13 protein-coding genes and 3 tRNA genes are annotated in these 13,974 nt (G+C 60.0%); 5 read left to right on the top strand and 11 right to left on the bottom strand.

Going from position 1 to position 13,974, the window contains the following annotated elements:
• The first annotated feature begins 406 nt into the window (after positions 1 to 406).
• Positions 407 to 700, top strand: coding sequence for a hypothetical protein (locus FCL40_RS06815; protein WP_136852410.1), 294 nt, complete (start codon positions 407 to 409; stop codon positions 698 to 700).
• 109 nt (positions 701 to 809) lie between these two features.
• Here FCL40_RS06815 and FCL40_RS06810 read toward each other — a convergent pair.
• The 3 genes from FCL40_RS06810 to FCL40_RS06800 all read right to left on the bottom strand — a co-directional run bounded on the left by FCL40_RS06810 (position 810) and on the right by FCL40_RS06800 (position 1,216).
• Positions 810 to 885: transfer RNA gene (locus tag FCL40_RS06810), tRNA-His, on the bottom strand.
• Positions 886 to 893: 8 nt separating this feature from the next.
• Positions 894 to 970: transfer RNA gene (locus FCL40_RS06805), tRNA-Arg, on the bottom strand.
• Between the two features lie 169 nt (positions 971 to 1,139).
• Positions 1,140 to 1,216, bottom strand: a tRNA-Pro gene (locus tag FCL40_RS06800).
• Between the two features lie 218 nt (positions 1,217 to 1,434).
• Here FCL40_RS06800 and folD point away from each other — a divergent pair.
• Positions 1,435 to 2,289 carry a bifunctional methylenetetrahydrofolate dehydrogenase/methenyltetrahydrofolate cyclohydrolase FolD gene (gene folD / locus FCL40_RS06795; RefSeq protein WP_136852409.1) on the top strand — a complete coding sequence of 285 codons (855 nt, stop codon included), beginning with the start codon at positions 1,435 to 1,437 and terminating at the stop codon, positions 2,287 to 2,289.
• 64 nt (positions 2,290 to 2,353) lie between these two features.
• On the opposite strand, the gene cysS is transcribed toward folD, so the two are convergent.
• Positions 2,354 to 3,727 carry a cysteine--tRNA ligase gene (cysS, locus tag FCL40_RS06790; RefSeq protein WP_136852408.1) on the bottom strand — a complete coding sequence of 458 codons (1,374 nt, stop codon included), beginning with the start codon at positions 3,725 to 3,727 and terminating at the stop codon, positions 2,354 to 2,356.
• A 166-nt stretch (positions 3,728 to 3,893) separates the two neighbouring features.
• Here cysS and FCL40_RS06785 point away from each other — a divergent pair, with 166 nt between their 5' ends.
• The 3 genes from FCL40_RS06785 to FCL40_RS06775 all read left to right on the top strand — a co-directional run bounded on the left by FCL40_RS06785 (position 3,894) and on the right by FCL40_RS06775 (position 5,928).
• Complete coding sequence (locus FCL40_RS06785; protein WP_136852407.1) at positions 3,894 to 4,388, top strand: peptidylprolyl isomerase; 495 nt, start codon at positions 3,894 to 3,896, stop codon at positions 4,386 to 4,388.
• Positions 4,378 to 5,136 carry a UDP-2,3-diacylglucosamine diphosphatase gene (locus FCL40_RS06780; protein WP_136852406.1) on the top strand — a complete coding sequence of 253 codons (759 nt, stop codon included), beginning with the start codon at positions 4,378 to 4,380 and terminating at the stop codon, positions 5,134 to 5,136. Before FCL40_RS06785 ends, FCL40_RS06780 begins: the two co-directional genes overlap by 11 nt.
• 192 nt (positions 5,137 to 5,328) lie before the next feature.
• The gene (locus FCL40_RS06775) at positions 5,329 to 5,928 is read left to right on the top strand and encodes a Yip1 family protein (RefSeq protein WP_136852405.1); all 600 of its coding nucleotides are present in this window, start codon (positions 5,329 to 5,331) and stop codon (positions 5,926 to 5,928) included.
• A gap of 60 nt (positions 5,929 to 5,988) precedes the next feature.
• Here FCL40_RS06775 and purF read toward each other — a convergent pair whose 3' ends face one another.
• The 7 genes from purF to FCL40_RS06740 form a co-directional block, all read right to left on the bottom strand.
• A complete protein-coding gene (purF, locus tag FCL40_RS06770; RefSeq protein ID WP_136852404.1) occupies positions 5,989 to 7,503 on the bottom strand; it encodes an amidophosphoribosyltransferase in 1,515 nt (504 codons plus the stop codon).
• 54 nt (positions 7,504 to 7,557) lie between these two features.
• On the bottom strand, positions 7,558 to 8,046 hold the full coding sequence (locus FCL40_RS06765; RefSeq protein WP_136852560.1) for a CvpA family protein: 489 nt from the start codon (positions 8,044 to 8,046) through the stop codon (positions 7,558 to 7,560).
• A gap of 133 nt (positions 8,047 to 8,179) precedes the next feature.
• A complete protein-coding gene (locus FCL40_RS06760) occupies positions 8,180 to 8,731 on the bottom strand; it encodes an SPOR domain-containing protein (protein ID WP_136852403.1) in 552 nt (183 codons plus the stop codon).
• Between the two features lie 3 nt (positions 8,732 to 8,734).
• Positions 8,735 to 9,988, bottom strand: coding sequence for a bifunctional tetrahydrofolate synthase/dihydrofolate synthase (folC, locus tag FCL40_RS06755; protein WP_136852402.1), 1,254 nt, complete (start codon positions 9,986 to 9,988; stop codon positions 8,735 to 8,737).
• Positions 9,988 to 10,854 carry an acetyl-CoA carboxylase, carboxyltransferase subunit beta gene (gene accD / locus FCL40_RS06750; RefSeq protein WP_136852401.1) on the bottom strand — a complete coding sequence of 289 codons (867 nt, stop codon included), beginning with the start codon at positions 10,852 to 10,854 and terminating at the stop codon, positions 9,988 to 9,990. The genes folC and accD overlap by 1 nt, the downstream gene beginning before the upstream one ends.
• Before the next feature lie 223 nt (positions 10,855 to 11,077).
• The gene (truA, locus tag FCL40_RS06745; protein ID WP_136852400.1) at positions 11,078 to 11,869 is read right to left on the bottom strand and encodes a tRNA pseudouridine(38-40) synthase TruA; all 792 of its coding nucleotides are present in this window, start codon (positions 11,867 to 11,869) and stop codon (positions 11,078 to 11,080) included.
• A gap of 230 nt (positions 11,870 to 12,099) precedes the next feature.
• Positions 12,100 to 13,869 (bottom strand): FimV/HubP family polar landmark protein, encoded by a 1,770-nt coding sequence (locus FCL40_RS06740; RefSeq protein WP_169307028.1) that lies wholly within the window; start codon positions 13,867 to 13,869, stop codon positions 12,100 to 12,102.
• Positions 13,870 to 13,974: the final 105 nt, after the last annotated feature.

The raw sequence follows: 13,974 nt of genomic DNA, 5'->3' as shown, positions 1-13,974 counted from the left end.
AGGTTACCTCAAGTACTCGTGTTCTTTGTGGCCGGTCGTCAATCCCGACCGGCGAAAAATCGTGGCGCGGCCCTATTTGCAAACCGCACAATTCAGGTGTGAATAAAAGACTTTAGACCCCGAAGTCCAATGCGTGTCACGGCTTCAAAGTCGGCCGAGGTTACCCTTCGGCGCCAGTCACAACCTGCCTAAGCCAATAGTAGGACGCGCCATTATAGCCATAGGTATTGAAGGAGTCGAGACGGCAATGTCAATGGCTGGAGAAGATTGTTGTCAGCTCACCCTTTGGCACCGATTTCGCACCAATTTCTGTGACAGATCAACAGGTGATCACGACTCTCTGGCACTGTTCCCAGGGAACAACCACAATTGAACTATTCCCTATTAGCAACAAGGGAGGTGAAAGGTGAGAGCGCAATATTGTCATATCGGCAATCAGATGATCGAGGTCGCCCTGATCGACGGAGTGATGACCATCAAGGGGCACGGCAGCCTGTCGGATGTCACCGTCGACATTCCCTATCAGGAAGCACTGGAAGCCGCCCGCACCTACGTCGAGCAACACGGCGGCGAACTGCCCAAGCTCTATCGCGCGGGGTGGATGGCTGAGGAGAACCGCTATGCCGATAAGGGGATCTACTCCAGTGACCCCGGTCTTCAGGTCTGGCAGGACAAGAAAAAGTCTGGCGAAACCAACTGACCCGGTATCATGGCCTCGTTTCACTGGGATAGCCGGAGAAACCGGAGAGCCGGATGCGGCCCAACCAAACGAAAAAAGCCCTGTAAAAACAGGGCTTTTTTCTAAATGATGGGGTGGCTGATGGGACTTGAACCCACGACAACCGGAATCACAATCCGGGACTCTACCAACTGAGCTACAGCCACCACTGTTATGGCGCACCCGGCAGGATTCGAACCTGCGACCAGCTGCTTAGAAGGCAGCTGCTCTATCCAACTGAGCTACGGGCGCAAGAAAATGACCAGACCGGTGCATTTTTGGAAACGCCGAATTCAGGGATTCGGCATCTCAAAATAGTGGTCGGTGATAGAGGATTAGGGCCTGCGGCCGTCCTCTGGTCCACTCATTCCAACAGCTGCGATGCGCTACCAGGCTGAGCTAATCACCAATCACGAAATAGTGGTCGGTGATAGAGGATTCGAACCTCTGACCCTCTGGTCCCAAACCAGATGCGCTACCAGGCTGCGCTAATCACCGACTGTGTACTCTCGTGCTGTTGCCTTCGGGATGTCCCTGCGACAACGGGGGCGAATATTAGCGGCGGTGGCGAGCCAGGTCAAACACTTTTTTATGCAACCATTTCCAGTTGGACAATACCTGTACTCCAACCACACTAATTTCATGACACAGCGCACTTTAACTGGCAAAATGCGCAGCGGCGTCAACCTATTCAGCTACATAGGAAGTCTGTAGAGATGACAGCAACACTAATAGACGGCAAAGCCATTGCCGCGTCCGTTCGTCGGAACATCGCCTCCCAAGTACAAACCCGAACCCAACAGGGGCTTCGCGCCCCCGGCCTGGCCGTCATCCTGGTAGGCAGCGATCCCGCGTCCCAGGTCTATGTCGGCAACAAACGCAAGGCCTGTGAGCAGGTGGGCTTTGTCTCCAAGAGTTTCGATCTCCCCTCCGACACCTCCCAGCCGGAACTGCTGGCCCAGATCGATGCACTCAACGAGGATCCCACCATCGACGGCATCCTGGTGCAGTTGCCGCTGCCGAAGCACATCGACAGCGCCACCGTCATCGAGCGCATCCGCCCGGACAAGGATGTGGACGGATTCCACCCCTACAACGTCGGTCGCCTGGCTCAACGCATTCCGGTGCTGCGTCCCTGCACGCCCCTGGGGATCACCCATCTGATCGAATCCACCGGTATCCGCACCCAGGGACTGCACGCGGTGGTGGTCGGCGCCTCCAACATCGTCGGCCGCCCCATGACCCTGGAGCTGCTGCTCGGTGGCTGCACCACCACCACCTGCCACAGATTCACCAAAGACCTGCGCCACCATGTGGAGCAGGCCGATCTGCTGGTGGTTGCCGTCGGCAAGCCCAACTTCATTCCCGGGGAGTGGGTCAAGCCCGGTGCCATCGTCATCGACGTGGGCATCAACCGCCTGGCCGATGGCCGCCTGGTGGGGGATGTCGAGTTCGATGCCGCCAGCGAGCGGGCCGGCCACATCACCCCGGTCCCCGGTGGCGTCGGCCCCATGACCATCGCCAGCCTGCTGCAGAACACCCTGTTCGCCTGCGAGCAGTACCACAGCTAAGCTGAGCCGCTGATCCAAGACCAAAAAAAGCCCGCTGATGCGGGCTTTTTTGGGGAGCGGGCTGTTACTTGCGGCGCCAGGTGGTACCGCCGGCACCGTCTTCCAGCACAATGCCCATGGCGGTCAGGGCATCCCGGGCCTCGTCGGCCTTGCCCCAGTCCTTGGCGGCGCGGGCATCGTTGCGCTGCTGAATCAGCGCTTCGATGGTGGCCACTTCGTCCTCATCACCGCCCCCTTGCAGGAACTGCTCTGGCTGCTGCTGCAGAATGCCCAGCACCTCGCCGATCCCCTTCAGGGTCGCCGCCAGGTCCGCCGCCAGTTCCGGGTTATTCTCCTTGGCGATGTTCAGCTCCCGGGCCAGATCAAACAGCACGGAGACCGCTTCCGGGGTGTTCAGATCATCGTCCATCGCCTCACGGAAAGTCGCCAGATAGCCGTCCAGCATCCGCCCCCCTTCCGGCGCGCCACGCAGGGCGGTGTAGAGCCGCTCCATCGCCGCATGGGCCTGGTCCAGGTTCTCCTCGGAATAGTTCAGCTGGCTGCGATAGTGGCTGGAGAGCAGGAAGTAGCGCACCGACTCCCCCTGGTACTGCTTGAGCACGTCGCGAATAGTAAAGAAGTTGCCCAGTGACTTGGACATCTTCTCCTTATTCACCTGCACCATGCCGGAGTGCATCCAGTAGTTGACGTAGTTGTTGTCGTTGGCGCAGCAGCTTTGGGCCACCTCGTTTTCATGGTGGGGGAACATCAGGTCGGAGCCGCCGCCATGGATATCGAACACCTTGCCCAGGTGCTTCTCGTTCATGGCGGAACACTCGATGTGCCAGCCAGGACGACCCATGCCCCATGGGGAATCCCAGGAGGGCTCGCCGGGCTTGGCGCTCTTCCACAGGGCGAAATCCATGGGGTTGCGCTTGGCCTCCTCCACATCCACCCGGGCCCCCGCCTGCAGCTGCTCCAGATCCTGCTTGGACAGCTTGCCGTAGGCCGAGAAGGTGTTCACCTCGAACCAGACGTCGCCATTGTCAGAGACGTAGGCGTGCCCCTTTTCCACCAGGCGGGCGATGATGTCGATGATCTCCGCCATATGGCCGGTGACTGTGGGGGTCACATCTGGACGCAGCAGCCCCAGCGCGTCGAAGTCCTCGTACATCGCCTGGGTAAACCGCTCCACCAGCGCCTCACAGCTCTCGCCATTTTCCGCCGCCCGGCGGATGATCTTGTCGTCTACATCGGTGATGTTGCGAACGTAGTTGACCTCCATGCCCAGGGAGCGCAGGTAACGAACGGCGATGTCGAAAGCGACATAGGTGCGACCGTGACCGATGTGACAGTAGTCGTAGATGGTGACCCCACACACGTAGATACCCACCTTGTTTGGGACGATGGGAGTAAAGGTCTCTTTCTGTCTGGTCAGCGTATTAAAAATCTTTAGCATTGCACCGCTCGTTATACTGTTTGACGTTAAGCGAAAATCAAAGGCGCTAGTTTATCACGACTTCACCACCTGAAAACGGGCTTTTTCCCCTGAAGGGCCCTGCCCCTTTTCTCGCGCCTTTTGCTTGAGGTAAAATTTGTAAACCATTCATAATGAGGTCCCTACCATGGTGACACTGACCACCAATTTCGGCGATATCAAGCTGGAACTCTTTGCCGACAAGGCACCCAAGACTGTTGAGAACTTCCTGAACTACGTGAAGCAGGGTTTCTACGACAACACCATCTTCCACCGCGTCATCGACGGCTTCATGGTCCAGGGAGGGGGATTTACCCCGGACATGCAGCAGAAGTCCACTGGCGAGGGGGTGGAGAACGAAGCCAACAACGGCATCTCCAACAAGGTGGGCACCATTGCCATGGCCCGCACCCCGGATCCGCACTCCGCCACCGCCCAGTTCTTCATCAACGTCAACGACAACACCTTCCTGGATTTCAAGAACGAATCCATGCAGGGTTGGGGCTACTGTGTCTTTGGCCAGGTGGTCGAAGGCATGGATGTGGTCGAGAAGATCAAGGCGGTGAAAACCGGCAACCACGGCATGCATCAGGACGTTCCCCTGGAATCCGTGGTTATCGAGAGCGCCAAGATTGAAGAGTGATAACCTTCAGAGGGTCGCCGTCGGCGATCCTCGCACCCTGTTTATCGGCGATCTGCACCTGAGTGCCGACCGCCCGGACATCACCCGGGCCTTCGCCCGCTTCCTGGCCGACGAGGTGCCGGGTGCCGATGCCCTCTACATCCTGGGCGATCTGTTCGAAGCCTGGATTGGCGACGATGACCTCTCCCCCTTCAACCTCGAGGTGGCCGCCCTGCTTCACCAGGCCAGTGCCCAGGCCCCCATCTTCTATCTCCATGGCAACCGGGACTTTCTGATCGGGCCCGATTTCGCCAAACGTGCCGGCATCACCCTGCTGCCCGAGGTGGAGATCCTGGAGCTGTACGGCATCCCCACGGTGATTCTCCACGGAGACAGCCTGTGTACCGCCGACCTGGAGTATCAGAAGTTCCGGAGGATACGCAACCGGCCCTGGTTTCGGTTGCTGATGCTGTCCCTGCCCCTGCGCCTGCGGCGAGCCCTAGCGCGTCGGGCCCGCGCCCGCAGTAAGGCGGCCAATGCCAGCAAGGAGATGGCCATCATGGATGTCACCCCCACCGCTGTAGACCACCTGCTCAACGCCACCCATGCGCTGCGGATGATCCACGGTCATACCCATAGGCCGGCAATCCACCGATTACCCGACGAGCGTCAGAGGGTTGTGGTGGGAGACTGGTATCTGCAGGAAAGCGTGCTACTGGTCACCCCGGACGAATGCAAACTGTCCAGTCAGGCCCTGCCTAAAATATAAATGTCTGTAATATAAGAAAATACTGTTTATTCTCCCCGTCCGGCTCCCTCAGGAGTCGGGCAAAAGCGTGATCGAATTCAAACTTATTCTTGACTCAGGCTCGCCAATCCCTAATAACTAGTCAGGAAGTAGTTGTATCGTCTGAGGTTTCGACGACCATCATTGTCTGATGTTAAGCAGGGGATAATAACTATGATACTCAATCACTTATGGGGACTTTATACCCATCCACGCCAGGAATGGCAAAGCATCGAACAAACCCACGAGGGGGTGGGCGCCAGCCTGGCCCATATCCTGATCATCGCACTGATCCCCACCATCTGCGGTTTCTTTGCCAGCAGTTACATCGGCTGGAGCATTGGCGCCGGGGATCCCATTAAGCTGACTCAGGGCAGCGCCGCCAAGATGGCAGTCGCCATGTATGCCGCCCTGATTGCCGGCGTATTCCTGCTGGCCTACCTGGCCCACTGGATGGCCAAGACATTCGGGGCCAAACCCAGCTTTACCCAGGCCATCGAGCTATCCGCCTACACCGCCACCCCGCTGTTCATGGTCGGGTTCGCCACCCTCTATCCCGAACTGTGGTTTGTGATGCTGGTGGGCCTGGCGGGCATCGCCTACTCGGTGTACCTGCTCTATTCCGGCGTCCCCATCATCATGAACATTCCCGAGGAGCGCGGCTTCATCTACGCCAGTTCCCTGGTCACCTGCGGCCTGGTATTGCTGGTGGCGATCCTGGCGTCCTCGGTGATCCTGTGGAACCTTGGCTTCGGCCCTTCCTATGTAGGCTGACTGCCGTCAAGCAAAAAAAAACGCGCCCTCGGCGCGTTTTTTCACATCTGGCCAATCCCCTTAGGGATGGCAGACGTTGTGGATCTCCAGGTTGCTGCTCTGCTCTGAGTCCCGCTTGGACTTGGCATCGTCACTGCGATCCTCATTGAGCCGGTCCAGGTAAGCCTGGTCCACATCCTGGGTCACATACTGGCCGTTAAATACCGAGGTATCGAACCGGCTGACCGTGGGATTCTCCTCACTAACCGCCGCCACCAGGTCAGGCAGATCCTGGTAGATCAGGCCGTCGGCGCCGATGAGCTTGCACACCTCCTCCACGTCACGGCCATGGGCAATCAGCTCCTGGGAGCTGGGCATGTCGATGCCGTAGACATTGGGGAAACGGATCTCCGGCGCCGCCGAGGCGAAGTACACCTTGCGGGCCCCGGACTCCCTGGCCATCTCGATGATCTGCTCGGAGGTGGTGCCTCGAACCACGGAGTCATCCACCAGCAGAACATTCTTGCCCTTGAACTCCTGGCCGATGGCGTTGAGCTTGCGGCGAACCGACTTCTTACGCTCCTCCTGGCCCGGCATGATGAAGGTTCGGCCCACGTAGCGATTCTTGACGAACCCCTGACGGTAAGGCAAATCCAGCTCATTGGCGATCTGCAGCGCAATGTCACAAGAGGTCTCCGGAATGGGGATCACCACATCGATGTCATGGTCCTCCCACTCGCGGGCGATCTTGGCCCCCAGCTTGCGGCCCATGTTGACCCGGCTGGCATAGACGGAGATACCGTCGATGGTGGAGTCGGGACGAGCAAAGTAGACAAACTCGAAGATGCAGGGGCTCAGCTGCGGTGCCTGGGCACACTGCTTGGTAAACAGCTGGCCGTCACGGTCAACAAACACCGCTTCCCCCGGGGCCACATCGCGGATGTACTCGAAGCCCACCGCGTCCAGGGCGACGCTTTCGGAGGCAACCATGTACTCCTGGCCCTTGTCGGTGCTGCGCTTACCCAGCACCAGAGGGCGAATGCCGTTGCGGTCACGGAACGCCACCAGGCCCTGGCCGACGATCAGGGCTACGCAGGCGTAAGCGCCTCGAACCCTGGCATGCAGCTTGGTCACCGCCTCGAACACCTGCTCCGGTGTCAGCACATAGCCCGGCTGTTGCTGGATTTCGTGGGCCAGCACATTGAGCAGCAACTCGGAGTCCGAGTTGGTGTTGATGTGTCGACGCATCTGCGCCATCTGCTCGCTGAGCTCATGGGCGTTGGTCAGATTGCCGTTGTGGGCCAGGGTGATGCCGAAGGGGGAGTTGACGTAGAAGGGTTGGGCTTCCGAGGAACTGGAGGAGCCGGCGGTGGGATAACGCACATGGCCTATGCCGATGTTCCCCTGCAACCGCAACATGTGCTTACTTTGGAACACATCCTTCACCAATCCATTCGCTTTGCGCAGGCGGAAGGCTTCGCCATCCACGGTCACAATACCGGCGGCGTCCTGGCCACGGTGCTGCAACACGGTCAACGCATCATAAATGGTTTGGTTAACGGAGGAATGAGCGACAATTCCGACGATACCACACATTATGCTTGGTCCTTAGTTGGTAAGAAGTTCATTGTTTGTAGGGTCATTCTGTTTTTATATTTTTGGTAAAAAGCTGGAGCTTTGCTCCAGATATTGGAAGAACCACTGGATGACAACCTTGAACTCGGGGATCAGCAGGGAGTCCTGCCACCAGTCCGAGGAGGCTGCCGGAGTAAAACTGTCGAAGAAAAACAGGGCGGCGGCCACCACCAGCGCACCACGAGCGGCGCCGAACACCGCCCCGAGAAGACGGTCCGTTCCCGTCAGGCCGGTGCGATCCACCATCTGCCCCACTAGGTAATTGAGCAATCCGCCGAGAATCAGGGTGGCCACAAACAACGCGGCAATAGCGGCACCGTTGCGCAACATGGGGTCGTCCACCTGGGTCAGGTAGACCGCCAGATCTTCGTAGAAACGGCTTGAGATAAGGAAGGCGAGGACCCACACCACCAGGGACATCGCTTCTCTGGCGAAGCCCCTAACCAAACTAATCAGGACCGACAGGCCCACTACGCCCAATATGGCGTAGTCTATCCATACCATCACAGCGAGTATCGCCTCCAACAGATTCTTGCGCGGCAATTCTAACAGAGGGTGCCGCCTTTCTCACCAAAAATCGCCCCCTGAAGATCCCACTAAAAAGCCCGCATGATGCGGGCTTTTGCTTTGTTTATGACTAAATATCTGTAGCCTTATAGGGCACCAGCGCCCCTTTAAGATTCGTGGCCTTGACCAGACGTACCCGTTCCTTCTCCAGCCGATTCTTGGAGACATCGGGACCGACAAACACCCGGTTTATCCGGCCTTCGATCGGGCGTGCGGGGACGCTGTAGGCACGAAACCCCTGCTCCCTCAAGTCATTGACCAGCTTGGTCACATTCTTGGCATTCTTGAAGCTGCCCACCTGCAGGGTCCAGCCACCGTTCACCCCTTTCTCCTGGGGTTGGGAGCCGCTTTCGGCAGCCTTTGTGCTCTGTCCAGAGGCCAACGCGCCGGCGGCCGGTTCGGCCCCCGGCTGTTCGGATGGACCCGACGCACTCTCCAGGACCACCGGTTCAAACGCCTGTTCCGGCACCTCCTGCGGCAGGGCCACCGGCCCCAGCGGGATGGTGGCAAAATTCTCCTCCATCCTGCGCTTTTCACCGTCGAGCAGGTTCGGCAGGAAAATCACCGCCAAAGCGGTTAATACCAGGATGCCTACGATGCGATTTTTCAGCTGATCCGACAACAGTTACTCTCCCTCAAACAGACTCTGGGCCTCAGCAACAGTGTAAAAGGAGCCAAACACAATGACCAGATCCAAATCTCCGGCCTGGTCACAGGCTTTGCTCAGGGCCGCCGCCAGCGACGGCTCCACCCCGCGGATCCCCGCGGCCCTGGCGACCCGTTGACCGTCCCCGCCCCTGGGCACCGGCAGCGGTGCGGCAAACCAGTGGTCCACCACGGGCATCAGCGCAGACAGAGAGAGCTCGATCTCCTTGTCCTCGAGCATGGCGCAGACGGCCAGCACCCGGCCCTTGCCCCTGAGCAGAGACAGCCTCTGCGCCAGGTAGCGGGCGGCGTGGGGGTTGTGTGCCACGTCGGCGTACACCCTGGGCTCGTCACTGAGTAGCTGCATCCGGCCGGGCAACGACGCCTCGGCCAACCCCGCCCTCACCGCCTCCTCCGGCAGTTCCGGCCTCAGTTGCTCCAGGGCGGCCAGGGCGGTCACCGCGTTGACCTGTGGCAGAGAGGGGGTTGGCAATGCCTCGAGGCGCCACCGGGCTCCCTGGAAGTGCCAGCCCAGCTCCCTGAACTCGCCATGAAAATCCCGCCCCACGCACAGCAGCGGCGTGCCGAGTGCCCCGGCCACCTCCACCACCGAACCAGGCAGGTCCGGTTCACCTATGACGGCGGGCACTCGGGGGCGGAAGATCCCCGCTTTCTCTCGCCCAACGGACTCGCGGGTGTTACCCAGGTACTCCTGGTGATCCAAATCGATGGAGGTGATCACCGCCAGATCGGCGTCGATCAGGTTGGTGGCATCCAGCCTGCCCCCCAGCCCCACCTCCAGCAGCACCACTTCGGGCCGCTGCTCGGCAAACAGATAGAGTGCCCCCAGAGCAGAGAACTCGAAGAAGGTCAGTTGGGTCTCTCCCCGAGCCTGCTCGATGGCTCGGAATGCGTCGATATGGGCCCTGTCCTCCAGCTCCCGGCCATTGATACGGACCCGTTCGTTATAGCGGTGCAGGTGGGGCGAACTGAAGACTCCGGTGCTGATGCCGGCTTGGCGAAGCACAGACTCCATCATGGCACAGGTGGATCCTTTGCCATTGGTGCCGGCAACGGTGACCACCTTGGAATGGGGCAGAGAGGCCAACCCCATATCGGTTGCCACCTTGATCAACCGGGTCAGTCCCATCTCGATCTCGGCTGGGTGCACCGACAGGATATAATTAAGCCAGTCCGCGAGGGACTGGCTTTCAAATCGGGTGGAGCTGGACATTACTCGCTCTCTTGGGGCGCCGCGTGGGTAAACTTGCCTATCACCCGGGCCAGGGTGTCCCGCATCTCCCGGCGGTCAACGATCATGTCGATGGCCCCCTTCTCCAGCAGGAACTCACTGCGCTGGAACCCTTCCGGCAGTTGCTCCCGTACGGTCTGCTCAATCACCCGGGGGCCGGCAAAGCCGATCAGCGCCTTGGGTTCACCGACATTGACGTCTCCCAGCATCGCCAGGGAGGCCGACACCCCACCCATGGTCGGGTCGGTCAGTACCGAGATGTAGGGCAGGCCGCGTTCGCTCATCTTCGCCAGGGCTGCGGAGGTCTTGGCCATCTGCATCAGGGAGAACAACGCCTCCTGCATACGAGCCCCGCCGCTGGCGGAGAAACAGATAAGAGGCAGGTTCTTATCCAGACAAACCTCGACGGCGCGGACGAAACGGGCGCCCACCACCGACGCCATGGAGCCTCCCATGAAGGAGAACTCGAAGGAGCAGGCCACCACGTGCATCCCCTTCAGCTTGCCTTCGGCGGCCACCAGGGCGTCTTTCTCGCCACTGGCACGCTCACCCTGGGCGATGCGGTCCTTGTACTTCTTGGAGTCACGGAACTTCAAGATATCCTGGGGCTCGAGATCAGCACCGATCTCCCTCAGGCTCCCCTCGTCGAAAAACTTCTCCAGACGGGCTCTGGCACCGATACGCATATGGTGATCGCACTTGGGACACACCTCAAGATTACGCTCCAACTCGGCGCGATAGAGGATCTGGTCACACTGGCCACATTTGCTCCAGACCCCTTCGGGTACGGAGTGGCGACGGGCCGCGACTGTTTTACTTTTAGGCAGGATTTTCTCTAACCAACTCATCGTCGCTAGTCCTGTTTTTGAATGCCCTGATTAGGCTGTTATCTGCTTCAATCAGGCTATTAAGTCGATAATAATAGCCTGTTTTCGAATTCTGTTTCTGGCCCCTGGGCGCAAACTGGCTAAATTAAACCACAAAGGTCACAACGACGATACCGAAAACTGGTCTAACCCGATAATTCTCGGGGAATTTGCGGCAATCTTCAGGGTTTTTTAGCCTAAAATCCTACAACGGGTCGGGAAGGAACAGGGGGCCCGGTTGGCTCTTGGGCAGGCCAAACTGGTCAGGATAGTCCACTTCCACCAGGTAGAGGCCCTCCGCCTTGGCGGTGGCCGCCGCCAAGTTACGGTCCCTGCCGGCCAGCAACTCGGCGATCCACTCCACCGGCTGCTCCCCTTTCCCTACCTCCATCAGCGATCCGACGATGTTGCGCACCATATGGTGGACAAAGGCATTGGCTTTGATATCCATAATGACGAAATGGTTCCTTCGGCTGACACTCAGCTGGTGAACATTGCGCCAGGGCGACTTCGACTGACACTGCACTGCGCGAAACGCGCTGAAATCGTTCTCTCCCAGCAGCTGTTGGCCCGCCTGGTGCATCAGGCGTTCATCCAGATGGTGGTAGTAATGGCTCACCCCGCGCCCCAGGATCGCCGGCCGATACCTGTGGTTATAGATGATGTAGCGATAACGACGGGCGGTGGCGGAAAAACGGGCGTGGAACTCGTCGCTGACCGGCTGGGCCCAGCGTACCGCGATGTCCTCGGGCAGGTTGGCATTCAGCCCCAGGGTCCAGGCGCGCTCGGGGCGGATGGCATCAGTATCGAAGTGCACCACCTGACCGGTGCCGTGAACTCCGGCATCGGTGCGGCCGGCACAGCTGACCTCCACGGGGTGATTGGCAACGACGGAGATCGCCTCCTCCAGGCGCTGCTGGACGCCAACCACTTCCCGCTGGCGTTGCCAGCCGTAGTAGCGACTGCCGTCATACTCAATACCCAGTGCCACTCTCATAGAAACATCAACCTGCAAAGCTCAAAAGGGGCGCATTATACCAGACTCCAATCCGGTTGGCTCCCGCCCTTGGCCGGACCACCACAGGCCATCCTCCGCCATTCACAGCGACCCCGGCGCACGGATCTGAAATGCAGCAGAGCCGGAATTCCGGTCTCGCCAGCGGCCCAGAGATCCTGGAGCCCAAAAAAAGCGGTGGCCAGGGCCACCGCTGTTGGTTCGGTCGGATTTTACATCTTCTCCAGCAGGCTCATGGCCTCCTGGCGCTGGGGATCCGCCCCCTTCTCCACCACCTCTTTGAGCAGGGCTTTGGCGCTGTCCTTGTCGTCGATCTCGATGTAGGCCCGGGCCAGATCCAGCTTGGCACTGAAGCCGCCCTCCTCGTCATCCACATCGACACCGTTGCCGCCCCCGACCAGCTCCGTCAGGTCGGCATCGCCGATGTCCAGATCCAGCCCACTGTAGGGTTCGAAGTTGGGCTCGCCGCTGCCGGTCTCATCCAGCAGCTTATCGATGTCGATAAACCCTTCCTGCTGCGGCTCGGCGGGTTGCGCCTCAGCAGGGGTTAACGCCGGTTCGCCATCGCCCAACGCCAGATTCAGACCCGGTGCCGGCTCCACCGCCTCGGGTTCCGGCACCTCCTCCTGGGGGGACGACGGCGGTTCACCGGCCCCATTGAGCAGCGCGTCAATCTCATCCTCACCCAGGCTCGGCTCCACATCCTCAGAGTCGTGACCGAGTTCGACCATCCCATTGGTGTCGTCCAGGGCCACGCCCAGCTCACTCATCACCGTGTCGATATCGGGTTCGAGCTCACTCATCGCCATATCGGCCAGCAACTCGTCGTCCGGCTGGGGCTCGGCCGGTGCGGACGCGGACTCGGCCAGAGACACCTCGGGTTGCTCCAGACTCTGATGCTCCTGCAGCAACTCCTCCAGAGACTGGACCGGCTCCTCGTCATCATCCACCTGAGGATCCAACTGGATGGCGCTCTTCAGGTCGGGCTCGCCGGCGCTGTCGGACTCCGGCGTTGCGGCCGGATTGGCGGCCATCTCACCCAGGCTGGGCCGGCGATCCTCGGCCGGAGTGCTCTGACCCGCCTCCGGCTCGGGCGAGCGACGGCGCAGGAACAGCCAGATCAGGGCCAACAGGAAGATGGTGGGCACCACACCGGCAATCCCCACCAACCAGGGCTTGCTCCACAGTTGCTGCCAGATGCCGCTTTCCTCCATCTCCTCGACAGGTTCAAACACCTCTCCGGTGGGCTCGGTGGCCATGGGCGGCGTCAGTTGCTGCTCCAGCTCCCGGTTCACCGCCTGCTGGTCATCCAGGGCATCCTGCAACACCTGTATCTGGTCATTGAGCTCCTCGAGGCGGGCCTTGAGCAGTTCATTCTGCTCCAACATCGCCCCCATTTCATCGATGGAGCGCCCCAGCTCGGCGCGCAGCTCAGCCACCTGCTGGGCCGACTGGGCGCGCTGCTCATCCAGTTGGCTACGCAGTTCGGTCAACTGGCCGTCCACCACGCCCCTGCTGGCATCAGCCGTGGTCTGCGCTTCGGGCTGTGGGGTCACGACCGCCGGTTGCGGGGCCGCGCCCTTAGGTTTTGCCTTGGGTTGGGACGCCTGTCCACTCCACTGCCGGTCGTCCTGCGTGGCCCGGCGCTTGGCTTCGGCAGGATCGATGGCCAGGATGGTCTGGCTGTCCGGCAGGGTCAGCACCATCCCCTTCTCCAGGGCATTGAGATTGTCGGCGCTGAACGCCTGAGGATTGGCCCGGTACAGGGCCAGCATGGTCTGGTAGACGGTCGCGCCCTCCGGCCGGTGGGCACTGGCGAGACGCCAGAGGGTGTCCTTGGGGCTGGTGGGGCCGATGGTGACCTGCTTGACCTCGCCCTCGGGACCGGCGAGCGATATCCCTTCGGCGACGGCATCCAGTGAAAGGGAGCAGCTCAGAGCGCCCCCCAGAAGAGCAGCCAATACCCTTTGCTTTCCAGTCATTTTGCAGGCCCGCATATCTCGAATCGTTATCTGAATCTAATTACAGCGATTTCAACACTATATCTTATCTTGTAAAAGGACGACAGCGGTTGTGAAGCCGGTGTA

The sequence above is a fragment of the Ferrimonas sediminicola genome, from assembly GCF_005116715.1.
GTDB classification, from domain to species: domain Bacteria; phylum Pseudomonadota; class Gammaproteobacteria; order Enterobacterales; family Shewanellaceae; genus Ferrimonas; species Ferrimonas sediminicola.
This window is presented reverse-complemented; position numbering and strand designations above follow the sequence as displayed.